The following is a 21,660-nucleotide window of genomic DNA, read 5'->3' as shown; positions in this document are numbered from 1 at the left end:
TCCGGTGCGAGGCGCCGTCCGGCGCGAGGCACCGGACGGGCGGACCCTACGCCCGGGGTGCCGCATAGCGGCAGGCGGGGCGGGGGAGGCCGAGGTGGCCGCGGAGGGTGTCCGCCGTGTAGGCCTCCCGGAAGGCGCCGCGGCGTCGCAGTTCCGGGACCAGCGCCCGGGTGACGGCGGTCAGGTCGTGCGGCAGCTCGCCCGGTCGCAGGCGGAACCCGTCCAGGCCGGCCGCCTGCCAGTCGAGCAGCAGGTCGGCGAGTTCGGACGGCGTACCGGTGAACACCTCCGCGTCGGAGGCGAGCGGTGGGCCGTCCAGTTCGTCCAGCCGCTCCTTGCGCCGGGCGGCGGCGCCGGGCCGCTCGTCCAGGAAGACCAGCAGGTCGGCGAAGGCCCGCAGGGGCAGGTCGGCGGGTCGGCCGACGGCGGCCCGGGCCGCGGCGACCTCGGCCAGGACGGCCGCCGCGCCCGCGCGGGAGTGCGGTGTCACGAAGACCAGGTCGGCGCCCTTCGCGGCGAGTTCGTAGGGGATCCCGGCGTGCGCGAGGACGGCGACCAGCGGCTGGCCCTGCGGCGGGCGCGGGGTGATGGACGGGCCGCGGACGCTGAAGTGCTCACCGGTGAAGTCGATCGGGTGGAGCCGGGCGCGGTCGATGAACCGGCCGGTGGCGGCGTCGCGGATCTCCGCGTCGTCCTCCCAGCTGTCCCAGAGCCGCCGTACCACCTCGACCACGTCGGCGGCCTCGTCGAAGAGCGGGCGCAGGCGCTTGGCGATGAGCTCGGAGTCGCGGACGTCGTCCCGGGTGAGCTGCGGGGTCTCGCGGCGCCCGAAGTGTGCGGCGTCCTCGGCGCGGGCGGAGAGCTGCGGGCGCCAGCCGGCCCGGCCCCGGCTGGTGAAGTCGAGGGTGGCGATGCCGGTGGAGAGGTGGAACGGCTCGGTGTGGGTGACGTTGGTGGTCGGGACGAGTCCGATCCGCGAGGTCAGTGGCGCCACCCGGCTCGCCACCAGGACGGCGTCCAGCCGGCCCCGGACCTGGTCGGTCCGGTCGTCCGGTCCGGTGAGGTCGGCGAACTGCAGGGCCAGGGCGTCCTCGAAGGTGACGAAGTCGAGCAGGCCGCGCTCGGCCTCGGTGACCAGCTCGGCCCAGTAGCCGGCGGTGAACAGCTCGCCCGGTCGGGCGCCGTCCGCGCGCCAGGCGGCGGGGTGCCAGCCGGCGCCGTCCAGGGCGACGGCGAGGTGTAGGGGCTGCTGGCTCATGAGGCCGGGGCCTCCTTCCGGGCGGCGGTCAGGCCGAGGTGGTCGCGGAGGGTCGTGCCGGTGTAGTCGGTGCGGTAGACGCCCTTCTCCTGGAGCAGCGGCACGACCCGGTCGACCAGGTCGTCCAGCCCGCCGGGGATCAGGTGCGGGGCGATGACGAAGCCGTCGGAGCCGTCGCTCTGCACGAACTCGTCCATGGCGTCGGCGACTTCGCGGGGTGTTCCGATGAAGGTCTGCCGTCCGGTGACCTCGGTGACCAGCTCCCGCAGGCTCAGCCCGCGTTCCTCGGCGAGCTCCCGCCACTGCCGGGCCGTCGCCGCCCGGTCGGTGCGGAACAGGGCGTGGCCCTTGAGCAGCAGGCTGTCCGGATCCGGATCGACGTCGGGCAGCGGCCCGTCCGGGTCGTAGGAGGACAGGTCCCGGCCCCAGACCGCCTCCAGATAGGCGATCGCGGTCTCCGGTCCGACCTGGGCGCGGCGGATCTCGGCGGCGCGCTCGTGCGCCTCCTCGGTGGTGTCGCCGACGACGTAGGTGACGGCCGGCAGGATCTTCAGATCCTCCGGCGAACGGCCGTACGCGGCGAGCCGGCCCTTGACGTCCCGGTAGAACTCCCGGGCCTCGGCGAGCCTGGCGTACCGGCTGAAGATGACGTCCGCGTCGGAGGCGGCGAACTCCCGGCCCTCCGGGGACTCGCCCGCCTGGATGATCACCGGGTGGCCCTGCGGCGGGCGCGGGGTGTTGAACCGGCCCGCGATGTCGAAGTGCTGCCCCCGGTGGGCGAAGCCGCCCGCCCCGGCCCGGACGAACCGCCCCGCGGACTGGTCCGCCAGGACGTCGTCCGCCGCCCAGCTGTCCCACAACTCCCGTGCGGTCAGCAGGAATTCGGCAGCCCTGGTGTACCGGTCGGACTCCGCGAGGAACCCGCCGCGGCGGAAGTTCTCGCCGGTGAACTCGTCGAAGCTGGTCACCACGTTCCACGCCGCCCGGCCCTCGCTCAGGTGGTCCAGCGCGGCCAGCCGCCTGGCTACCTCGTACGGTTCGTTGAACGTCGAGTTGACGGTGGCGGCGAGCCCGAGGCGTGTGGTCACGGCGGCCAGCGCGCTCAGCAGGGTCAGGGACTCCGGCCGCCCGACCACGTCGAGGTCGTAGACCTCCCCCTTGTGCTCGCGCAGTCGAAGCCCCTCCGCGAGGAAGAAGAAGTCGAACTTCCCCCGCTCGGCCGTCTGCGCGAAGCGGAGGAAGGACTCGAAGTCGATCTGGCTGCGGGCCTCGGGATCGGACCACACGGTGGTGTTCCCGATCCCGGGAAAGAACGCGGCGAGGTGGATCTGCTTACCGGGCACGACGGTTGATCGCCTCCTGGGAGTCCGAGGTGAGGACCCGCCCATCCTGTGCACGGCCGCAGGCGGGGGGCAACGGATGCAATCAACTGTTCACGGGCGGAAACGCCGCGCCCGACAGGGTTGTCCGGGGGTCACGCGAGGGGCATGCGGGGGGCGCGGGAGGGGTTGCGATCACCGGCCGCCGCGCGCGGGGGCGGTGGGTGCCGGCGCCTCGTCGAGGCCGTGCTCCGAGCTTCCCGCGGCAGTCGATGACGTCAGGTCAACTTCGTTGATCATCAGGCGAGTCAGAGGGGTGCGCCGACCGCGCTGTCGGGGCGGGCGGGTACCCTGGGCGGACTTCTTCGGGTGCGGACCGAGGACCACGGCCAGCGGGGGGACCATGACAGACCACGCCACGGGTACGACGTCGGCGCGGCGCAGCGGTACGGCCGGCCTCGCGGCGGGCGTCCTCGCGCTGCTGCTCGCGGCCACCGGCTGCAGCAGCACCGGGACCACAGCGGCACCGGTACCGCCCACCACCGCGGCGCCCACCACTGCGGCAGCGCCCTCCACCCAAGCGCCCTCCACCCCGGCGTCCTCCGCGCCACAGTCGGCGCCCCCGCCCGTCGCGCCGTCCGCGTCCGCCCCGGTGGAGCCGTCGGCGTCGGCCGAGCCCGTCCCCGTGATCTACGACTGCACGGGGCAGCAGCTCTCGGAGCCGAGGTCCATCTCCGTGGGATGCGGCGCCGGCACCGGGCAGTTGGACGGACTGACCTGGAAGGACTGGGGCGGGCTGGCCGCGACCGGCACGGGCCGGCTGTGGCAGAAGACCGCGGCCGGCGGCGTGGCCGCCTACCCCGCCACGGTGACGCTCGGCGGCCTGGCCGGCGGCGGCTACACCACGATGCGGATCTCCGCACCCAAGGCCGAGAAGGCGAACGTCGAACTCGTCCTCGGCCGGACCGGCCCGACGGTCAAGGACTGACGGTCAAGGACTGACAGCCAAGGAGTGGCGATCAAGGGCTGACGGATCCCCGGCGGCCCTTGGCCACCTCTGGCCACTCCCGCCCGGCACGCAGCGCCGGGGTACGCACCCCGACGCCGCACGCCGATCCGGCACGAGCGGTTCGGCCCGGCCTACTGCGGCCGCTGCGCCCGGGCGAACTCCGCCGCGTCCCACCGGCCGCCCAGCGCCGGGGCCAGCGAGCCGAGCGCCAGCGCGGGGAAGCCGGATGCCGCGGCCGCCCCCGAGGGGAGCGCGCCGAGCAGCGGCGCGCCCGCCGAGCGGGGGAGGTCGGCGAGGTTGCAGCGGTCGGCCAGACCGGGGGAGTCGGGCCAGGCGCCGATGACCACGCCGAGCAGCTCCAGCCCGCGGGCAGTCAGCGCCTCCGCGGTCAGCGCCGTGGTGTTGAGCGTGCCGAGGCCCGCCGTCGCGACCAGCAGCACCTGGGCCGGCAGACCGAGGTCCAGCACGGCCCGCGCCTGGTCGGCGAGGGTGTGGCCCTCGTCGTCGTAGCGGACCAGCAGGCCCCCGGCGCCCTCGACCAGGACGAGGTCGTGCCCGGTGGCGAGCTCGGCGACGGCCCGGGCCACCCCGGCGGGCGAGACGGTCGGCCGGCCCGCCCGCCGGGCAGCGGTGTCCGGCGCCAAGGGCTCGGGGTAGCGGGCGAGTTCGCGGGTCGTCAGCGGGGCGCCGGCCAGCCGGGCCACCTCGTCCGCGTCGCCCCGCTCGTCCGGGGTGACGCCCGTCTGGCCCGGCTTCAGCACGGCGACCCGCAGGCCGCCCTGCAGCGCGGCCGAGGCGACCGCCGCCGTGGCGACGGTCTTGCCGACCTCGGTGCCCGTGCCGGTGACGAACAGGATTCGCGCGCTCATCCGGCCACCGCCGCGGCGGTCACGGCGGCGCCGATCCGGGCCACGTCCTCGTCGCCCGTCACATAGGGCGGCATGGTGTAGATCAGATCGCGGAACGGCCGCAGCCAGACGCCCTCCCGCGCTGCCGCCTCGGTGGCGGCCGGGACGTCCACCGGGTGGTCCAACTGCACCACGCCGATCGCGCCCTGGACCCGCACGTCCTTGACCCCCGGCAGCTCGGCGGCTCCCGCCAGGCCCTCCCGGAGCCCGGCGCCGACCCGCTTCACCTCGACCTCCCAGTCCTGCCCGAGCAGCAGGTCGAGGGAGGCGTTGGCGACGGCCGCGGCCAGCGGGTTGCCCATGAACGTTGGCCCGTGCGCCAGCACCGGCATCTCGCCCCGGCTGATCCCGTCCGCGATCTCACCGGTGCACAGCGCCGCGGCCAGCGTCAGGTAGCCGCCGGTCAGCGCCTTGCCCAGGCACATCACGTCCGGTGAGACCCCGGCGTGGTCCGCCGCGAACAGCGCGCCGCTGCGCCCGAAGCCGGTGGCGATCTCGTCGAACACGAGCAGCACCCCGTGCCGGTCGCACAGGTCGCGCAGCATCCGCAGGTAGGCGGGGGAGTGGAACTGCATCCCGCCCGCGCCCTGCACCACGGGCTCGACGATCACGGCCGCCAGCTCGTCGGCGTGACGCTCCACCAGCTCCTCGAAGCGGGCCGCGTACTCGGCGTCCAGCGGCGCGTCGAAGCCGGCCGGCGGCTGCGGTGCGAAGAGCTGGTCGGGCAGCACGCCGCCCCACAGGTGGTGCATGCCGCCCTGCGGGTCGCAGACCGACATCGGGTGGAAGGTGTCCCCGTGGTAGCCGCCGCGCCAGGTGAGCAGCCGGCGCTTCTCCGGGCGGCCGGTGGACTGCCAGTACTGCAGGCACATCTTCATCGCGACCTCGACGGCCACCGACCCGGAGTCGGCCAGGAAGACGTGCTGGAGCGGTTCCGGCGTGATCTCCACCAGCCGGGTGGCCAGCCGGACGGCGGGCTCGTGGGTGAGCCCGCCGAACATCACATGGCTCATCCGGCCCAGCTGGTCGCGTACCGCCTCGTCCAGCACCGGGTGCCGGTAGCCGTGGATGGCCGCCCACCAGGACGACATCCCGTCGACCAGTTCCCGGTGCCCCGCGACGGGCCGGGCGAGCCGGAGCCGCACTCCGGACGCGGACTCGACCACGTACGGGGTGACGGTGCCGGGCATCGGCCCGTACGGATGCCAGACGTGGGCCCGGTCGAGGGCGAGCAGGGTGTCTGCGGACAGCTGAGCCATGATGGATTCCCCCGGGTGGTCAGGCGTTGGGTGCCAGCTCGGTGCCGGCCCCGCGACGGCGGACCCGGACCAGGTCGCTGCGCAGCCCGTCCCCGGTACCCTCGGCGGCGGTCGCGTCGGCGGTCGCGTCGGCGGCCTCGTCCGCGGTCACCTCGGAGGTCACCTCCGCGGTCGTCCCGCAGCCGGTGGCCGCAGCCCCGGTCGTGGCGCCGTGCCCGCCGCAGGGGCCGCAGCCGCCGCCCGTCCCGCAGGAGTCGCCCGCGGCGGCCACGTCGGAGCGGTGGCGCGGCAGGGTCGCCTCGCCGGCGCCCTCCACCTCGAAGCCGGCGTCCTTGATCATGTCGAGGTCGGCCTGGCCGGCCTGGCCCTCGCTGGTCAGGTAGTCGCCGAGGAAGATCGAGTTGGCGATGTGCAGGCCCAGCGGCTGCATCGAGCGCAGGTGGACCTCGCGGCCGCCCGCGATCCGCACCTCGACGTCCGGGCAGACGAAGCGGACCATCGCCAGGATGCGCAGGCAGCGCTGCGGGGTGAGGTTCCACTCCTTGGCCAGCGGGGTGCCCTCGAACGGGATCAGGAAGTTCACCGGCACCGAGTCGGAGCCCAGCTCGCGCAGCGCGAAGACCACGTCGACCAGGTCCTCGTCGGTCTCGCCCATGCCCGCGATCAGGCCCGAGCAGGCCGACAGGCCGGCGCCGTGCGCCTTCTGCACGGTGTCCACCCGGTCCGCGTAGGTGTGGGTGGTGGTGATGCCGCCGTAGGTGCCCTCGGAGGTGTTCAGGTTGTGGTTGTAGGCGTCGGCGCCGGCCGCCTTCAGCCGCTCCGCCTGGTTGTCGGAGAGCAGCCCGAGGCAGGCGCAGATCTCGACCGCCGGGTCGGCGTCCTTGATGGCGGCGATGGTGTCGGTCACCCGGTCGATGTCACGGTCCGTCGGACCGCGGCCGCTGGCCACCAGGCAGACCCGCTTGGCGCCGCCGGAGACCCCGGCGCGGGCCGCGTCGGCGGCCTGGTCCGGCTTCAGCCAGGTGTACTTGAGGATCTCGGCCTTCGAGCCCAGGCGCTGCGAACAGTACGAGCAGTCCTCCGGGCAGAGCCCGCTCTTCAGGTTCACGAGGTAGTTGAGCTTGACCCGGCGGCCGAACCACTGCCGGCGCACCCGCCCGGCGGCCGCGACCACGTCCAGCAGCTCGTCGTCGGTGGTGGCGAGGACGGCCAGGGCTTCTTCCCGGGTGGGGACGTCCCCGCGCAGGCCCTTGGCGGTGAGGGTATCGAGCAGATCCATGGGCTCGATCCTGCCTGCTGGCCGTCGGCCGACGCCAGAGGAAACCCACCAGAAGATCCCCGGGAGGATGTGCGAGTTGTCACAGCTCCACAGCTCACGGTAGTGGTGCAGGTCACGTCCGTGTCCATGGTGGTTACCGGCGGGTAGTACGACTGATCGCCAACGGCCATCCCCAGTGATCTCCACCACCCGCGCACTGCTTAGAATCTGCGCCATGACCACGCAGGGGGAGCGCACCCCGTCACCGGGAGACCACGGGACCGAACAGCCGGCCGGGGCGTACCGGGCCAGGAGACTCAGCGCCCGCCGAGCCGTGGGCTGGATCGTCGTGGTGGGCGTCGTGGCGGCCGGAGGCTGGATCATCACCCGGCCCACGCCCGGCGACTTCATACCCGGCCTCGGTCCGTCCAGCAAGGAGGCGACCAAGACGCCGCCGGTGGTCGGCAGCCCGCCGCCACGGACCGTGACCGACCCCGAGGGCCTCAACGTCGACGTGTACTTCCCGGCCCAGCGGCCGGTCGAGGTCGGCGCCTACAAGGGCAAGCGCTCCGGCGTCCGCCAGGGCCAGAACTGCGCCGAGGCGCTCCAGGACCGCACCCAGGACCCGCTGCGCGACAGCGGCTGCCAGGGCTACCTCACCGTCAGCTTCACCGGCCAGGACAAGCCGGTGCTGAGCAGTGTCACCGTGCTGCGGTTCGGTGACGAGGCGTCCGCCGCGAAGGCGGCGCAGGCCCTGCAGGCCAAGCCGGGTGCCCTGGCCTTCATCCTCCCGGACGCCAACACCGCCCCCGCCCAGCCGGCCGGCGGCGCCAGGACCGGGTCGGAGCCGAGGGTCGAGGCCGTCCGCTTCTACGTGACCGTCGCCAGCTCGCGGCTCGCCGACGCCCACACCGCCGCCGCCACGCCCGCCGCGACCGCGACCGGGGCGACCCCGCTCAGCGTGCCGCCGACCACCGCGCCCGCCGGTTCGGAGCAGATGCTGGAGGAGGCCACCCGCGCGATCTCGTACGCGGCGGGCGCGCCGTTCATCTGGATGTGACGCCGGGTCCGGTCCGGGTCCGGGTCCGGTCCGGGGCCGCCGTGCTCCGGGCCCGACCCGACCCGGTCTGACCCCGTCCGACCCGGTCCGGGCAGGTCCGGTTCGGTCCGGGAAGGTCCGGAAACGGCTCGGCCGGGGGCCCGTGTGTCACGGACCCCCGGCCGAGGGCGGCTCAGCCGTCCAGCCGGTCCACCGCGGTGACCCGCAGCACCGCGCGGCCCTCCTCGTCCGACCCGTACAGGTCGACCTCGGCGCTGATGCCCCAGTCGTGGTCGCCCTCCGGGTCGTCGAAGATCTGCCGGACCTTCCAGGAGGAGTCCTCCTCCTCGATCAGCAGCATCTTCGGGCCGCGCGCGTTCGGGCCGGTGCCGAGGTCGTCGTACTCGTCCCAGTACCCGTCCATCGCGTCCGCCCAGCGGTCCGCGTCCCAGCCGTACTCGCCGTCCAGCAGGGCCAGCGCGTCGTAGTGCTCCAGCGCGGCCAGCTCCACCCGGCGGAACATCTCGTTGCGCACCAGCACCCGGAACGCCCGGGCGTTGGCCGTCACCGGCGCCGGCTTGTCGTCCAGGGTGACCTCGGCCGCCTGCGGCTCGGTCGGGTTGGCCAGCTGCTCCCACTCGTCCAGCAGGCTGGAGTCGACCTGGCGGACCAGCTCGCCGAGCCATGCGATGACGTCCTTGAGGTCGTCGGTCTTGATGTCCTCGGGGACGGTCTGCTCCAGCGCCTTGTACGCACCGGCCAGGTAGCGCAGGACGATGCCCTCGGTGCGGGCCAGGTCGTAGTGGCCGACGTAGTCGGTGAAGGTCATCGCCCGCTCGTACAGGTCGCGGACGACGGACTTCGGACGCAGCTCGTGGTCGCCGATCCACGGGTGCGCCCGGCGGTACACCTCGTAGGCGTGGGTGAGCAGCTCCTCCAGCGGCTTCGGGTAGGTGATGTCCTGGAGCCGCTCCATCCGCTCCTCGTACTCGACGCCGTCACGCTTCATCTCGCCGATGGCCTCGCCGCGCTCCTTGTTCTGCTGCGAGGCGAGGATCTGGCGCGGGTCGTCGAGGGTCGCCTCGACCACGGAGACCACGTCCATCGCGTACGAGGGCGAGGTCGGGTCGAGCAGCTCGAAGGCGGCCAGTGCGAAGGTGGAGAGCGGCTGGTTCAGCGCGAAGTTCTCCTGGAGGTCCAGGGTGAGACGGACGATCCGGCCCTCGGCGTCGGGCTCCGGCAGCCGCTCCACGATGCCGCCCTCCAGCAGCGAGCGGTAGATCGCGATGGTGGAGCGGATGTGCCGGCGCTGGGAGGCGCGGTCCTCGTGGTTGTCGGTGAGCAGCTTGCGCATCGCCTCGAAGGCGTTGCCCGGGCGGCCGATGACCGCCAGCAGCATCGCGTGGGTCACCTTGAAGCGGGAGACCAGCGGCTCGGGGTCGGCGCCGATCAGCCGGTCGAAGGTCTCCTCGGTCCAGCCGACGAACCCCTCGGGGGCCTTCTTCCGGACGACCTTGCGCTTCTTCTTCGGGTCGTCGCCGGCCTTGGCGACCGCCCGGTCGTTCTCGATCACGTGCTCGGGTGCCTGCGCGACCACCTGTCCGACGGTGTCGAACCCGGCGCGGCCCGCGCGGCCCGCGATCTGGTGGAACTCGCGGGCGCGCAGCACCCGCACCCGCACACCGTCGTACTTGGAGAGCGCGGTGAACAGCACCGTGCGGATCGGCACGTTGACGCCGACGCCGAGCGTGTCCGTCCCGCAGATCACCTTCAACAGGCCTGCCTGCGCGAGCCGTTCGACCAGCCGGCGGTACTTGGGCAGCATGCCGGCGTGGTGCACGCCGATGCCGTGGCGCACGTAACGGGACAGGTTGCGGCCGAACTTGGTGGTGAAGCGGAAGTTGCCGATCAGGTCGGCGATGGCGTCCTTCTCCGCCTTCGAGCACATGTTGATGCTCATCAGCGACTGCGCCCGCTCCACCGCCTCCTTCTGCGTGAAGTGCACGACGTAGACGGGCGCCTGACCCGTCTTCAGCAGCTCCTCCAGGGTGTCGTGGAGGGTGGTGCGGCGGTACTCGTAGAACAGCGGGACCGGCCGGGTGGCCGAGCGGACCACGGTGGTGGGCCGGCCGGTGCGGCGGGTGAGGTCCTCCTCGAAGCGGCGGACGTCGCCGAGGGTCGCGGACATCAGCAGGAACTGCGCCTGCGGGAGCTCCAGCAGCGGGATCTGCCACGCCCAGCCGCGGTCCGGCTCCGCGTAGAAGTGGAACTCGTCCATGACCACCTGGCCGATGTCGGCCCTGGGCCCGTCGTGCAGCGCGATCTGCGCCAGCACCTCGGCGGTGCAGCAGATGATCGGCGCGGTCGGGTTGACGCTCGCGTCGCCGGTCATCATGCCGACCTGCTCGGTGCCGAACATCTTGCAGAGGTCGAAGAACTTCTCCGAGACCAGCGCCTTGATCGGCGCGGTGTAGAAGGTCCGCTTGCCCTCGGCGAGCGCGGCGAAGTGCGCCCCCGCCGCCACCAGGCTCTTCCCGGAGCCGGTCGGCGTCGCCAGGATGACGTTGTTCCCCGACACCAGCTCGATCAGCGCCTCCTCCTGAGCCGGGTACAGCGTGATCCCGCGCTCCTCCGCCCAGGCGGCGAACGTCTCGTACAGCGCGTCGGGAGTGGCGGGCTTCGGCATCAGGTCTAGGAGGTTCACCCGGCTATCTTGCCTGCTCGCCGCCGCCCCGGGCAAAGCCCGGGGCCGGTCACCGGGCCGGAACGGCGGGCGGGGAGGTCACCCGTACGCCGGAGCGGCAGCCCTCGGCGTCGATCGCGGCCGAGGCGAGGCGCTGAGCCAGGTCGACGTGGGCCGCCCGGACCTCCGGGGTGTAGCCGTCACCGGACACCGGACCACCGCTGACCAGCACCTGGCGGACCGGCCGCGTGTCCGTACCGTCGGCGGCGCAGCGGTAGACCAGCTGGACGTTGGAGTCGTCAGTGATGACGGCCGCGGTTCCGGGGCCGAAGTCGAGCGGCCGGCGGCGTCGCGAACGGCGTCCTCGACCGAGCCCTGGGCGCCGGCGACGGCCTTGTTGAATGTTTCCAGCGCCTCGTTGCTCGCGGCGCTGTGGTCCACGTGGTAGCTGTCGGCGACGCCGTCCATGATCTGATTGACGACTTCGTTGACCATGGGGCCGGCGACGGGCGCTCGCTCCTCCAGCGCCTTGCCCCCGGTCGTCTCCCAGATGGTGCCCGCCCACTCCCGCTTCGAGTCGACGGCCTCGTTGTACTCGGCGTCGGTGGCGGCGTGCTTGTTGTAGACCTCGTCGACCATGGCACTGGTGAGAAGACCGGTGATCTCCCCGCCCGGCCGGGAGACGTTCTGGATGGCCGCGGTCAGGTCGCCGTGATCGGCTCGGTGGGCGATCACGTCGTCGATCGCGGCGGTGGTGTAGGCCTGCTGGGCGGTGGCGATCGAGGCGTACGCGTCGGGGTTGCGGCCGAGCGTGATGACGAGCCGCTGCACGTCCTCCTTGCCGAGCTCGGTGGGGACACCGGAGACCGGGAGCCTGGTGGTCGAGCCGTCGACGGCGTGCTGGACGTCGCCCATGTAGGCGCCGGTCATGTGGGCGAGGCGGCCGTTGAGCTCGCCGAACAACGCGTCGTCCCCGTACAGCAGGCCGGCCGCGTCCTTGTCACCGAACTTGTGGACGGTCTGCTGCATGACGGCGCCCATCTCCTTGGTGTGCGGCGGCAGCTCGCCCTTCTCGTCGTCATACGCCCGGCCGGTGGCCGCCGCTTCCAGGGCGCGGTCGGGGGCCTTGCCGATCTCGTCGGCCGTGGCCTGGGCGTTGGACTGCTGGCCCTTGGCGTAGTCGGGGTCCTTCTTGTCCGCGGGGTCGGTGGCGGGCGGCCAGTGCACGCCGCCCTCGCCGTCGACGGTGAGGCCCTTGCCGGTCGCGTGCTGGACGGCCGTCTGGAGGTCCTTCTTGGCGGCCGCGAACTCGTCGTGCGCCTCGCGCAGGGTGCGTGCGATGGCCGAGGCCTCCTCGAACGCGGCGTGGATCTGGTCGCGGGTCCGGGTGAGGGAGGCGAGGGCGGGCTCGGAGCTGGGGCCGTGCCAGCCGGACTGCTGGACGGGGCCGATGACCTCGTTCTGCATCTTGGTCGAGAGGTCCCAGGAGCGGACCATGGTCTCGAAGTCGGCGGCCGCCGAGTTGAGGCTTGCGAGGTCGATGTGCTGGAGCTGGCTGAACGTCACCATGGCGGTAAGTACTTCCCCCGGGTCCTCAGTCGTGCTGCTGTGCGAACTGGCTGTGGATCGCGGCCTCGGTGGCCTCGTAGTTCTGCGCGGTGGTGTGCAGGTTCTGGCTGATCGTGCCGATCGCCTGTTCCAGCGTGTGGGTCTGGTCGGACCACACGCTCCACGCGTTGTTGAGGCCGGCGCAGAGGCTGAACCCCATCAGTGAGGAGACCGCGCTGTTGACGTGCTCCCACGGCCGGCCGCACTCGGTGCGGACGGAGGTCTGGAGTGCGGCGGCGTTGTTCCCGGCCTGCCGGATCATGCCGGGGTTGGCCTTGACGGTCTGCCTGCCGGTGGCCGCCGGCACCGTGACCGGGGCGGTGGTGCCGGCCGCTGCCGCGGCCAGGTCCGGGAACTGTTTCTTCGCGGCGTCGGTCAGGTTGCCCTAGCTGTCGAAAAGCCAGGGATTCATTCGGCGTTCGAATTCAAGGTCTGCCATCTGCGTTTCCCCCCATGCCCGGATCGCTGGGGGAGCGTATCGGGGTCGAACAGATGGCTGAAAATCCTTGGGAGAACCTTTAGGTTCTTTGCAGAATGCTGGCAATTGAAGTGAATCAACAGGGATTTCCAGGCGACTTTCAGGTTAAGCATCTGTGAATGCCGGTTCGAGTGTGTGCCGCGTCGCACATTGCCCGCCCCGCGCCCGGCGTGCCAGAGTGCCGCTCATGGCCCACCGCACCGCGCCCGAACCGTCCGCAGCCGCCCAGGCGGCCCCCGCTCCGGCCGCCGTCTTCGACTGGCTCGACGAGGCGGCCGAGCTGCGCGCGGGAGCCGGCCTCACCCGGACGCTGCGCAGCCGCCCCGCCGAGGACCCGGTGACGGACCTCGCGGGCAACGACTACCTCGGGCTCACCCGCCACCCCGCCGTCACCCGGGCCGCCGCCGATGCGGCGCTGCGCTGGGGCGGCGGCGCCACCGGCTCCCGGCTGGTCACCGGAACCACCGCACTGCACACCGAACTGGAGGCCGAACTGGCCGAGTTCTGCGGGGTGGAGGCGGCGCTGGTGTTCTCCTCCGGGTACACCGCCAACCTGGCCGCGCTCACCGCGCTCACCGACCCGGACACCCTGATCGTCTCGGACGCCTACAACCACGCCTCGCTGATCGACGGCTGCCGGCTCTCCCGCAGCGACGTCCACCGCGCCCCGCACAGCGACCCGGACGCCGTCCGCGCCGTCCTCGCCGGGCGCAGCCACCGCCGGGCGCTGGTGGTCACCGACTCCGTCTTCTCCGTCGACGGCAACGCCGCCCGGCTGCCCGAGCTCTCCGCAGCCGCCCGCGCACACGGCGCGGCGCTGCTGGTCGACGACGCCCACGGGCTCGGCGTGCTCGGCCCCGGCGGCGCCGGCGCCCTGGCCGCGGCCGGCCTCGCGGGGGAGCCGGACACCGTCGCCACCGTCACCCTGTCCAAGTCGCTCGGCTCCCAGGGCGGGGCGGTGCTCGGCCCGCGCCGGGTCATCCGCCATCTCACCGAGACGGCCCGCACCTTCATCTTCGACACCGGCCTCGCCCCGGCCGCGGCCGGCGCCGCGCTCGGCGCGCTGCGCCTGCTGCGCGCCGAACCGCAGCGCGCCGAGCGGGCCCGCGCGGTCGCCCGTTCCCTCGCCGCCCGGCTCACCGCGGCGGGCCTGCAGGCCTCCAGCCCGGACGCGGCGGTCGTCTCGGTCCGCGCCCCCGGCCCCGAGGCCGCCGTCGCCTGGGCCGCCGACTGCCGCCGGGCCGGACTCGCGGTCGGCTGCTTCCGCCCGCCGTCCGTCCCGGACGGCGTCTCGCGCCTGCGGCTGACCGCTCGCGGCGATCTGACGGACGCCCAGATCGCCGACGCGGTGCGGATCATCGCGGCGACGGCGCCCGTCGGGTAACTCCAGCCCCAGTCCCAGCGTCAGCCCCGTACCGGCCCCTACGGCGTCGGCAGCCCGGCCAGGTCCAGCAGGAAGACCGTCCCCGGGTCACGGCGGCCCGCCGCGGCGCGCGGGGCGGCGACGATCGCCGCCGTGGCGCGGCACCAGCCGAGCACGCGCTCGGGATCGGATCCCGGCACCAGGGCGGTCAGGTCGGCGATCCGCCGCTCCAGTCCGGCCCGGTCGGTGACGCCCTCGACGGCCCAGTCGACCAGGTCGAAGTCGGGGTCGCCGAGGGTGGGGCGCGGGTCGATCGCCACCGGTCCGGCCGGACCGTCCAGGACGTTGCCGGGGTGCAGGTCGCCGTGCACCAGGGCGAGCGGCCCGGAGTCGGCCAGCTCCAGGGCGAAGGCCCTGGCCTCGGGCGGGACGACGCCGGGGGCCCGGCGCTCGGTGAGGTCGAAGAGGAAGTCGACGCGCTCCCGCAGCGGGGGCAGGCCGACGCCGTCCACCGGGGTGGAGCGCAGCGCCGACAGCACCCCGGCGACCTCCGCCGCCTCCCACGGCCGCTCGCGCAGCGTCCGCCCCGGACGGACGTCCGCCAGCAGGAGCGCCGCCGCGTCGGCGTCGTGGTCCAGCAGCCGGACCACCTCCGCCAGCCCCAACCAGGCCCGCAGCGCCGCCGCCTCGTGCGCGGCGACCTGCCCGTCGGGCGTCAGCTTCAGCCAGACCCGGGCGCCGTCCGCCGACCGCTCGCAGCGGAACACCCGGGCCGTCCCACCCCCGCCGGCCGCCTGCACGGTCAGCTCCCAGCGCCGGGCCAGCCGCTCCACCAGCGCGGGCAGCGCCTCGCACCAGGCCTCGGCGGCCGGGCCGAAGCGGACGGCGAACCGGGCCCGCACCTCGGCCGGGACGGCTGTCACCCCGGCGCCCGCTGCGCTGCCCGCGGCGGCACCGGTCGCGGTGTCCGGCCCGGTGCTCACGGCCGCCCCACCACCAGCAGCGCCTCCGCGCCCACCGGGCGGAAGCCGGCCGCCTGGAACGCCCGGACGCTGGTCGCGTTGCCGGGCGCCTGCTGCGACCAGATCCACCCGCCCTCCGGCACCAGGTGCCGGGCGCTGAGCGCGAGCGCCCGCCCCAGACCCCGGCCGCGGGCCGGCGGCTCGACCTCGATCGCGCACTCCCACCGCCCGGCCACCCCGCGGCCGAGCACCAGGACCGCGCCGTCGGCGGCGAACACCCGCACGTCGTCCCGGTAGCGCAGGGCCCGGGCGACCCGGGGGTGCTCCCGGTCCTCGATCGGCTCGAGCGGCACCGGCGGATCGCCGGGCAGCCGGTCGGCCACCGTCACCAGGTCGATGTTGTTGACCACCCGCCCGGTGCGCTCGGCGAGCGCCGTCAGGAACGGCGGACAGAGCGGCGCCGCCAGCGGGTCGCTCGGCACGGCCGCCAGGGTGGCCCGCACCCAGGCCGGGTCCTCGTCCGTGAAGACCACCGCGTGCGCCGAGAACGACATCACCCCGGTCTCGCGCGGCGACGCCGGGCGCACCACCGTCACCGAACCGTCCGACGGCGGGAACACCCCGCCCGCCGCATCGTCCAGGATCTCCCGCAACGCGCGCTCGCCCACTGTGTCGTGCCCCCCTTGTACCGGTCCCCTCGCGGAGCGCCAGCGTACAAGATCACTGTTTGCGGGCCCGGCTCGGCTGGACGCGGGGTGGTTCGCCGACCGCCTTGGGGTGGTCCGGCGGATAGGGGAGCTCGCCGTGGCCCTCGTCACGGGTCTGCCGCTCGTACAGCTCCAGCAGCCCCTCCAGCCGGAACGCCTGGTCGTCCATCTCAGCCTGCAGGTCGCCGAGCTCGGCGAACCGGGCGGGCAGCGTCCGCAGGTCGAAGTCCTCCGGCGCCGCGTCGTCGAGCTCCTCCCAGCGCAGCGGCGCCGAGGCGGTGGCCCGCGGCCGGGCGCGCAGCGAGTACGCGGAGGCGATGGTGCGGTCCCGCGCCATCTGGTTGTAGTCCACGAAGATCCGCTCGCCGCGCTCCTCCTTCCACCACGCGGTGGTTACCTGTCCGGGCATCCGCTGCTCCAGGACCCGGCCGAGCGCGATCACCGCGTGCCGGGCGTCGGTGAAGGTCCACTCCGGTTCCAGCGGCACGTACACGTGCAGGCCGCGTCCGCCCGAGGACTTCGGCCAGCCGCGCAGCCCGTACTCCTCCAGCACCGCGCGCAGCTCGTGCGCGGCCCGGACGGCGTCGTGGAAGTCGGTGCCGGGCTGCGGGTCGAGGTCGATCCGCAGCTCGTCGACGTGCTCGGTGTCACTGCGCCGGACGGGCCACGGGTGGAAGGTCAGACAGCCCAGGTTGGCCGCCCACAGCACGGCCGCCGGTTCGGTCGGGCAGATCTCGTCGGCGGAGCGCCCGCTCGGGAAGGCGATCCGGGCCGTCGGCAGCCACTCCGGCAGGCCCTTGGGCGCGCGCTTCTGGTAGAAGAACTCGCCCTCCACGCCGTCCGGGAAGCGCTGCAGCGTGGTCGGCCGGTCGCGCAGGCCGCGCAGCACCCCCTCGGCGACCGCCAGGTAGTACTGCGCGACGTCCAGCTTGGTGAAGCCCCGTTCGGGGTAGTACACCTTGTCCGGGTTCGACAGCCGGACGGTGCGTCCGGCGACATCCAGTTCCACGGCTGAGCCCATGCCCCTCACGCTAGGCGCGCTCCGCCCGCCGCGCGCTATTTCGCCGTGCGGTACCGGGCCGCCCGCGTGAGGATCGGGACCATGGACCTGCCCGTGATGCCGCCGGTCGCGCCGATGCTCGCCAAGTCGGTCGCGAAGATCCCGCCGGGAATGCAGTACGAGGCCAAATGGGACGGCTTCCGGGCGATCGTCTTCCGCGACGGGGACGAGATCGAGCTCGGCAGCCGCACCGGCAAGCCGCTGACCAGGTACTTCCCCGAGCTGGTGGAGGCCTTCCGGCGGGAGCTGCCGCCGCGCTGCGTGCTGGACGGCGAGGTGGTGATCGCCCGGGAGGGGCGGCTGCGCTTCGAGGAGCTGCTGGAGCGGATCCACCCGGCGGCCAGCCGGGTGAAGCTGCTGGCCGAGCGGACGCCGGCCTCCTTCGTGGCCTTCGACCTGCTCGCGCTCGGCGCGGACCAGCTGGTCGAGGAGCCGCTGTCGGTACGCCGCCCGGCCCTGGAGGCGGCGCTCGCGAACGCCGCCGACCCGGTGTTCATCGCGCCCGCCTCCACCGACCGCGAGCTGGCGCAGACCTGGTTCGCCCGGTACGAGGGCGCCGGACTGGACGGGGTGGTCGCCAAACCGCTGGACCAGCCGTACCGGCCGGGCGAGCGGACCATGTTCAAGATCAAGCACGAGCGCACCGCGGACTGCGTGGTGGCGGGCTACCGCGAGCACAAGAGCGGCCCGGTGGTCGGCTCGCTGCTGCTCGGCATCAACGACGCGCAGGGGCGGCTCCAGCACGTCGGGGTCTGCGCGGCCTTCCCGATGGCCCGCCGCCGGGAGCTGGTCGAGGAGCTGGCGCCGCTGCGGATGCCCGACGCCTCCGGCCACCCCTGGGGTGCCTGGGCGGACGAACAGGCGCACGCAGACGCCCGGCTGCCCGGCGCGCAGAGCCGCTGGACCGGCGGCAAGGACCTCTCCTGGGTGCCGCTGCGGCCCGAGCGGGTGGTCGAGGTGGCGTACGACCACATGGAGGGCACGCGCTTCCGGCACACCGCGCAGTTCCGCCGTTGGCGACTTGACCGGACACCGGAGAGCTGCACCTACGAGCAGTTGGAGGAGCCGGTCTCGTACGACCTGGCGCAGGTCCTGGGTGGTTGACGAACCGTCGGTCCCACGGGTGATCAAGGCCTGTGCCACGGGCGCTCGGTGTGCGCCCTGACGGACATCGGTGCAGGCTGGGCGCGTACATGACGCCCCCTCCGAGGTGCGCGGACAACCCTTGACGGGGCATGGGGTCTATGCGAATCTCTCGGCAGGTCTGGGCCATTGGTCTTTCACGGGGGGAAGATCGGATCCGCGCCGGTGCATCAGGGGGGATCCTGAGATGCCGGGCGGACCGGGCCGCAGCGGCCGATCGGCCGGTCCCGGGGGCGGGCCGGACACCACCCGGCGGCCGTGCCTTCAGTGAACCCGGGTCGCCGTCGACGTCGTCCGGGAGCGTGCCCCGCACCGTTCTCCGACTGCCTAAGCGAGCCGCAGATGCCCGAACTCCTCCCCGTGTCCCCGTCGCCGGACGCCCCCGCCCGCCCGGCCTCGCCCGCCCAGCACGGCATGTGGCTGACCGGGCGGCTGGGGCTGGCCCGCGAGGCCCTCCACCTGCCGGTGCGGATCTCCTTCGACCGGGTCGACGCCGAGGCACTGGCGCGCGCGGTCGTCGAGGTGACGCGGCGCCACGGGGCACTGGGGGCACGGCTGGTGGAGCGCGACGGGCGGGTGCTGCTGGAACGGGCCGACCGGACCGCGGCGTTGGAGGTGGTCGACGCCACCGGCGACGACCCGGCCGGCCTGCGGAAGCGACTGGCGGAGGAGGCCGCCCGCCCCTTCGACCCGGACGGCGGCCCGCTGGTGCGCTGGACGCTCTACCAGGGGCCCGGCGGCGACGCCGAGTTGCTGGTGGTGGCCCACCACGCGGTGTTCGACGGCGAGTCCAAGGACGTCCTGGTCGCCGACCTGGCGGCCGCGTACGGCGCCGCGCTGCGCGGTGAGCCCGGCGAGCCGGCCGAACAGCCCCCCGCACCGCTGGTGGTGGCGGACGCGCCCGACCCGGAGCTCGTGCGGCGTGCCGCGGACTGGTACGGCCCGCGCTGGGCCGCCGCCACCGAACCGGTGCTGCCCGGGGCCTCCCGCACGCCGACCGCCGCAGGCCCGGGCGAGGCCGTCGGCTGGCGGCTGGACGGCGCCGAACGCGCCGCGCTGGCAGCGGCGGCGCGGCGATCCGGCGTCACCGTCTTCGAGTTCCTGCTCGCCGCGCTGCACGGACTGCTGCGCCGGTACGGCGGCGAGGCCGTGCCGGTATCGGTGCCCCTCTCCACCCGCAGACCCGAACAGGCCGGTGAGATCGGCCTTTTCGTCAACGAGCTGCCGGTCCACCCGCCCGCCGGCCTCGACGACGCCACCGCCTTCGACGAGCACGCCCGCGCCGTGCGCGCCGAACTGCGCGGCGGATACCCCTTCCGCACGGTGCCGTTCGGCTCGGCGGTCGCCGGGCTCGGCCCCCGCGTCGGCCTGACCCCCGTCTCGCTGGGCTACCGGCAGCGGCGCGGCCCGCAGCCGCGGTTCGCCGACACCCCGGCACGGGTCGACTGGGCGGTCTTCAACGGCGCCGCCCGCAACACGCTCCACCTCCAGGTGGTCGACGGCGCCGAGGGGGTCGAGTTCTCCCTGCAGCACGACCCGGCCGTCCTCCCCGCGGACGCCGCGGGCCGGATCGCCGGACACTTCGCGACCCTGCTGGCCGCCGCCGTCGCCGCGCCCGGCACCCCGCTCCGGGACCTGCCGCTGCTCACCGCCGCCGAGTACCACCTGGTCACCGAGGCCTGGAACGACACGGCCCGCGCCTATCCGGCCGACCGCACCGTCCTCGACCTGGTCCGCGACCGGGCCGCCGCCGCACCGGAGGCGGTCGCGGTGACCGGCGGCGGGCGCCGGCTGACCTACCGCGAACTCCTCGCCCGGGTCGACGAGCTGGCGTCCGCCCTGGCCGCGGCCGGGGTGCGCCGCGGTGACCTGGTCGCCGTCCACCTCGACCGCACCGCCGAGCTGCCGGCCGTCCTGCTCGCCGTCCTCGCCACCGGCGCCGGCTACCTCCCGCTGGACCCGGGCTACCCCGAGGAGCGGCTGGCCTTCATCCTCGCCGACTCCGGTGCCACCCTGCTGCTCGCCGACCGCGAGCCCGCCCCGCGGGTGGCGGCCGCCGCTCCGGCGGTGCTGCGGCTCGCGGACGCCCGGGGCGGCGGCGCCCCGGTGAACGCCGCCCCCGGCGAACGGGCCTATGTGCTGTACACCTCGGGTTCGACGGGGCGGCCGAAGGGGGTGGAGGTCGGGCACCGGGCGTTGGTGAACCTGCTGACGTCCTTCGCGGACCGGTTGGGGTGTGGTGCGGGGAGTGTGTGGTTGGGGTTGACGTCGCTGTCGTTCGACATCTCGGGTCTGGAGTTGTTCCTGCCGTTGGTGACGGGTGGGCGGTTGGTGGTGGCGGGGGACGGTCTGGCGGTGGACGGTGCGGGGCTGTGCGGGTTGGTCGCGGCGGAGGGGGTGACCCATGTGCAGGCGACGCCGTCGGGGTGGCGGGTGGTGCTGGCCGGGGCCGCCGGGTCCGGGGCCGGCGGGGCTGGGGTGTTGTCGTCGGTGGTGGGGCTGGTGGGCGGGGAGGCGTTGGCGTTGCCGCTGGCGCGTGAGTTGCGGGCGGTGACGGCGCGGTTGTTCAACGTGTACGGGCCGACGGAGACGACGGTGTGGTCCACGTGTGGGGAGGTGGCGGTGGACGCGGTGTCGGTGGGGATCGGGCGTCCGATCGCCAATACGCGGGCGTATGTGCTGGACGGGTGGGGCCGTCCGCTGCCGGTGGGGGTGGCGGGGGAGCTGTTCCTGGGGGGTGACGGTGTGGCCGAGGGGTATCTGGGGCGGCCGGAGCTGACGGCGGAGCGTTTCGTGGAGGATCCGTTCGGTCCGTCGGGTGGGCGGTTGTACCGCACGGGGGATCTGGTGTCGTGGACGGCGGGTGGTGAGCTGGAGTTCCACGGTCGGATGGACGGGCAGGTGAAGATCCGCGGTCACCGGATCGAGCTCGGCGAGATCGAGTCGGCGCTGCTGGAGCACCCGGCCGTCACCGAGGCCGCCGTCGCCGCGCACGAGGAGACCGCCGGGGAGATGTTCCTCGCGGGCTACCTGGTCGTCCCCGTCGGCGTGGCGCCGCCCACCCCGGCCGAGCTGCGCGAGCACCTGCTGCGGACGCTGCCCGGCGCGATGGTGCCGCAGCGCTTCCTCACCCTGGAGAGGCTGCCGCTCACCCCGAACGGCAAGCTCGACCGCCGCGCCCTGCCCGTCCCGCCGCGCGAGGCGCCCGCCACCGGACCGGCCGCCGGGGCTCCGTCCGCCGGGGGACCGGCCGAGGCTCAGTCCGGGGGTCCGTCCGGGGGTCCGTCCGACGAGGTCACCGAGACCGTGCGGCGGATCTGGTCCGAGGTGCTGGACCTGCCCGACATCGGCCCCGACGAGGACCTCTTCGACCTCGGCGGGCACTCGCTGACGATCATCCAGATCAGCGCCCGGATCCGCACCGCGCTCGGTGTGGAGCTCGACTTCGACGTGTTCTTCGATGTCCCCACCCCGGCCGGCATCGCCGCCGCCGTCCGCGAGCGCCGCTGACCCGGGGGCGGGTGCGGTCACCCGACCAGCCGGTCACCCGACCAGCCGGTCACCCGACCAGCCGGTGACCACACCCGCCCCACCGCTCGCCCACCG

At 74.0% G+C, this 21,660-nt stretch carries 16 protein-coding genes; 5 read left to right on the top strand and 11 right to left on the bottom strand.

Annotated elements, in window-relative coordinates:
• Nucleotides 1-46: 46 nt before the first annotated feature.
• Entirely contained in the window at nt 47-1,258 is a 1,212-nt protein-coding gene (locus ACFVVX_RS09130) for an LLM class flavin-dependent oxidoreductase (RefSeq protein WP_387943096.1), read from the bottom strand.
• A complete protein-coding gene (locus ACFVVX_RS09125) occupies nt 1,255-2,646 on the bottom strand; it encodes an NtaA/DmoA family FMN-dependent monooxygenase (protein ID WP_387943094.1) in 1,392 nt (463 codons plus the stop codon). Before ACFVVX_RS09125 ends, ACFVVX_RS09130 begins: the two co-directional genes overlap by 4 nt.
• A gap of 334 nt (nt 2,647-2,980) precedes the next feature.
• On the opposite strand from ACFVVX_RS09125, the gene ACFVVX_RS09120 reads away from it, so the two are divergent.
• Nucleotides 2,981-3,565 (top strand): hypothetical protein, encoded by a 585-nt coding sequence (locus ACFVVX_RS09120; RefSeq protein ID WP_387943092.1) that lies wholly within the window; start codon nt 2,981-2,983, stop codon nt 3,563-3,565.
• A 152-nt stretch (nt 3,566-3,717) separates the two neighbouring features.
• Here ACFVVX_RS09120 and bioD read toward each other — a convergent pair whose 3' ends face one another.
• From bioD to bioB, 3 genes are read right to left on the bottom strand one after another with little or no spacing between them, the layout of a single operon-like run.
• Nucleotides 3,718-4,455 carry a dethiobiotin synthase gene (gene bioD / locus ACFVVX_RS09115; RefSeq protein WP_387943090.1) on the bottom strand — a complete coding sequence of 246 codons (738 nt, stop codon included), beginning with the start codon at nt 4,453-4,455 and terminating at the stop codon, nt 3,718-3,720.
• On the bottom strand, nt 4,452-5,753 hold the full coding sequence (locus ACFVVX_RS09110; RefSeq protein ID WP_387943088.1) for an adenosylmethionine--8-amino-7-oxononanoate transaminase: 1,302 nt from the start codon (nt 5,751-5,753) through the stop codon (nt 4,452-4,454). The genes bioD and ACFVVX_RS09110 overlap by 4 nt, the downstream gene beginning before the upstream one ends.
• A 19-nt stretch (nt 5,754-5,772) precedes the next feature.
• Entirely contained in the window at nt 5,773-7,032 is a 1,260-nt protein-coding gene (bioB, locus tag ACFVVX_RS09105) for a biotin synthase BioB (protein WP_387943086.1), read from the bottom strand.
• A gap of 214 nt (nt 7,033-7,246) precedes the next feature.
• On the opposite strand from bioB, the gene ACFVVX_RS09100 reads away from it, so the two are divergent.
• Complete coding sequence (locus tag ACFVVX_RS09100; RefSeq protein ID WP_387943084.1) at nt 7,247-8,071, top strand: hypothetical protein; 825 nt, start codon at nt 7,247-7,249, stop codon at nt 8,069-8,071.
• Nucleotides 8,072-8,243: 172 nt separating this feature from the next.
• On the opposite strand, the gene ACFVVX_RS09095 is transcribed toward ACFVVX_RS09100, so the two are convergent.
• The 3 genes from ACFVVX_RS09095 to ACFVVX_RS09085 all read right to left on the bottom strand — a co-directional run bounded on the left by ACFVVX_RS09095 (nt 8,244) and on the right by ACFVVX_RS09085 (nt 12,648).
• Entirely contained in the window at nt 8,244-10,736 is a 2,493-nt protein-coding gene (locus ACFVVX_RS09095) for a DEAD/DEAH box helicase (RefSeq protein ID WP_387943389.1), read from the bottom strand.
• Nucleotides 10,737-10,832: 96 nt separating this feature from the next.
• The gene (locus ACFVVX_RS09090) at nt 10,833-12,302 is read right to left on the bottom strand and encodes a hypothetical protein (RefSeq protein ID WP_387943082.1); all 1,470 of its coding nucleotides are present in this window, start codon (nt 12,300-12,302) and stop codon (nt 10,833-10,835) included.
• Nucleotides 12,303-12,327: 25 nt separating this feature from the next.
• Nucleotides 12,328-12,648 carry a hypothetical protein gene (locus ACFVVX_RS09085; protein ID WP_387943080.1) on the bottom strand — a complete coding sequence of 107 codons (321 nt, stop codon included), beginning with the start codon at nt 12,646-12,648 and terminating at the stop codon, nt 12,328-12,330.
• Nucleotides 12,649-13,006: 358 nt separating this feature from the next.
• Here ACFVVX_RS09085 and ACFVVX_RS09080 point away from each other — a divergent pair, with 358 nt between their 5' ends.
• Nucleotides 13,007-14,203: an 8-amino-7-oxononanoate synthase gene (locus tag ACFVVX_RS09080; RefSeq protein ID WP_387943078.1), complete on the top strand. Its 1,197-nt coding sequence runs from the start codon at nt 13,007-13,009 to the stop codon at nt 14,201-14,203.
• Nucleotides 14,204-14,241: 38 nt separating this feature from the next.
• Here ACFVVX_RS09080 and ACFVVX_RS09075 read toward each other — a convergent pair whose 3' ends face one another.
• The 3 genes from ACFVVX_RS09075 to ligD are packed head-to-tail and all read right to left on the bottom strand — an operon-like array spanning nt 14,242 to nt 16,872.
• Nucleotides 14,242-15,165, bottom strand: coding sequence for an aminoglycoside phosphotransferase family protein (locus ACFVVX_RS09075; RefSeq protein WP_387943076.1), 924 nt, complete (start codon nt 15,163-15,165; stop codon nt 14,242-14,244).
• A complete protein-coding gene (locus tag ACFVVX_RS09070; RefSeq protein WP_387943074.1) occupies nt 15,162-15,812 on the bottom strand; it encodes a GNAT family N-acetyltransferase in 651 nt (216 codons plus the stop codon). Before ACFVVX_RS09070 ends, ACFVVX_RS09075 begins: the two co-directional genes overlap by 4 nt.
• A gap of 52 nt (nt 15,813-15,864) precedes the next feature.
• On the bottom strand, nt 15,865-16,872 hold the full coding sequence (gene ligD, locus ACFVVX_RS09065) for a non-homologous end-joining DNA ligase (RefSeq protein WP_387943072.1): 1,008 nt from the start codon (nt 16,870-16,872) through the stop codon (nt 15,865-15,867).
• 81 nt (nt 16,873-16,953) lie between these two features.
• Between ligD and ACFVVX_RS09060 the strand changes: the two genes are divergently transcribed.
• Together ACFVVX_RS09060 and ACFVVX_RS09055 are read left to right on the top strand one after the other, a co-directional pair.
• The gene (locus ACFVVX_RS09060) at nt 16,954-18,015 is read left to right on the top strand and encodes an ATP-dependent DNA ligase (RefSeq protein ID WP_387943070.1); all 1,062 of its coding nucleotides are present in this window, start codon (nt 16,954-16,956) and stop codon (nt 18,013-18,015) included.
• A gap of 381 nt (nt 18,016-18,396) precedes the next feature.
• Complete coding sequence (locus ACFVVX_RS09055) at nt 18,397-21,564, top strand: amino acid adenylation domain-containing protein (protein ID WP_387943068.1); 3,168 nt, start codon at nt 18,397-18,399, stop codon at nt 21,562-21,564.
• Nucleotides 21,565-21,660 lie beyond the last annotated feature (96 nt).

The sequence above is a fragment of the Kitasatospora sp. NPDC058170 genome, assembly GCF_042883905.1.
GTDB lineage: Bacteria > Actinomycetota > Actinomycetes > Streptomycetales > Streptomycetaceae > Kitasatospora.
The sequence above is the reverse complement of the archived record's forward strand: the minus strand, read 5'-3'. Positions and strand labels throughout refer to the sequence as shown.

What these genes read in the sequence shown, in the direction of transcription:
- ACFVVX_RS09130 (WP_387943096.1), bottom strand. Translation starts at nt 1,258, where the DNA reads ATGAGCCAGCAGCCCCTACACCTCGCCGTCGCCCTGGACGGCGCCGGC.
- ACFVVX_RS09125 (WP_387943094.1), bottom strand. Translation starts at nt 2,646, where the DNA reads ATGGGCGGGTCCTCACCTCGGACTCCCAGGAGGCGATCAACCGTCGTG.
- ACFVVX_RS09120 (WP_387943092.1), top strand. Translation starts at nt 2,981, where the DNA reads ATGACAGACCACGCCACGGGTACGACGTCGGCGCGGCGCAGCGGTACG.
- bioD (WP_387943090.1), bottom strand. Translation starts at nt 4,455, where the DNA reads ATGAGCGCGCGAATCCTGTTCGTCACCGGCACGGGCACCGAGGTCGGC.
- ACFVVX_RS09110 (WP_387943088.1), bottom strand. Translation starts at nt 5,753, where the DNA reads ATGGCTCAGCTGTCCGCAGACACCCTGCTCGCCCTCGACCGGGCCCAC.
- bioB (WP_387943086.1), bottom strand. Translation starts at nt 7,032, where the DNA reads ATGGATCTGCTCGATACCCTCACCGCCAAGGGCCTGCGCGGGGACGTC.
- ACFVVX_RS09100 (WP_387943084.1), top strand. Translation starts at nt 7,247, where the DNA reads ATGACCACGCAGGGGGAGCGCACCCCGTCACCGGGAGACCACGGGACC.
- ACFVVX_RS09095 (WP_387943389.1), bottom strand. Translation starts at nt 10,736, where the DNA reads ATGCCGAAGCCCGCCACTCCCGACGCGCTGTACGAGACGTTCGCCGCC.
- ACFVVX_RS09090 (WP_387943082.1), bottom strand. Translation starts at nt 12,302, where the DNA reads ATGGTGACGTTCAGCCAGCTCCAGCACATCGACCTCGCAAGCCTCAAC.
- ACFVVX_RS09080 (WP_387943078.1), top strand. Translation starts at nt 13,007, where the DNA reads ATGGCCCACCGCACCGCGCCCGAACCGTCCGCAGCCGCCCAGGCGGCC.
- ligD (WP_387943072.1), bottom strand. Translation starts at nt 16,872, where the DNA reads ATGGGCTCAGCCGTGGAACTGGATGTCGCCGGACGCACCGTCCGGCTG.
- ACFVVX_RS09060 (WP_387943070.1), top strand. Translation starts at nt 16,954, where the DNA reads ATGGACCTGCCCGTGATGCCGCCGGTCGCGCCGATGCTCGCCAAGTCG.
- ACFVVX_RS09055 (WP_387943068.1), top strand. Translation starts at nt 18,397, where the DNA reads ATGCCCGAACTCCTCCCCGTGTCCCCGTCGCCGGACGCCCCCGCCCGC.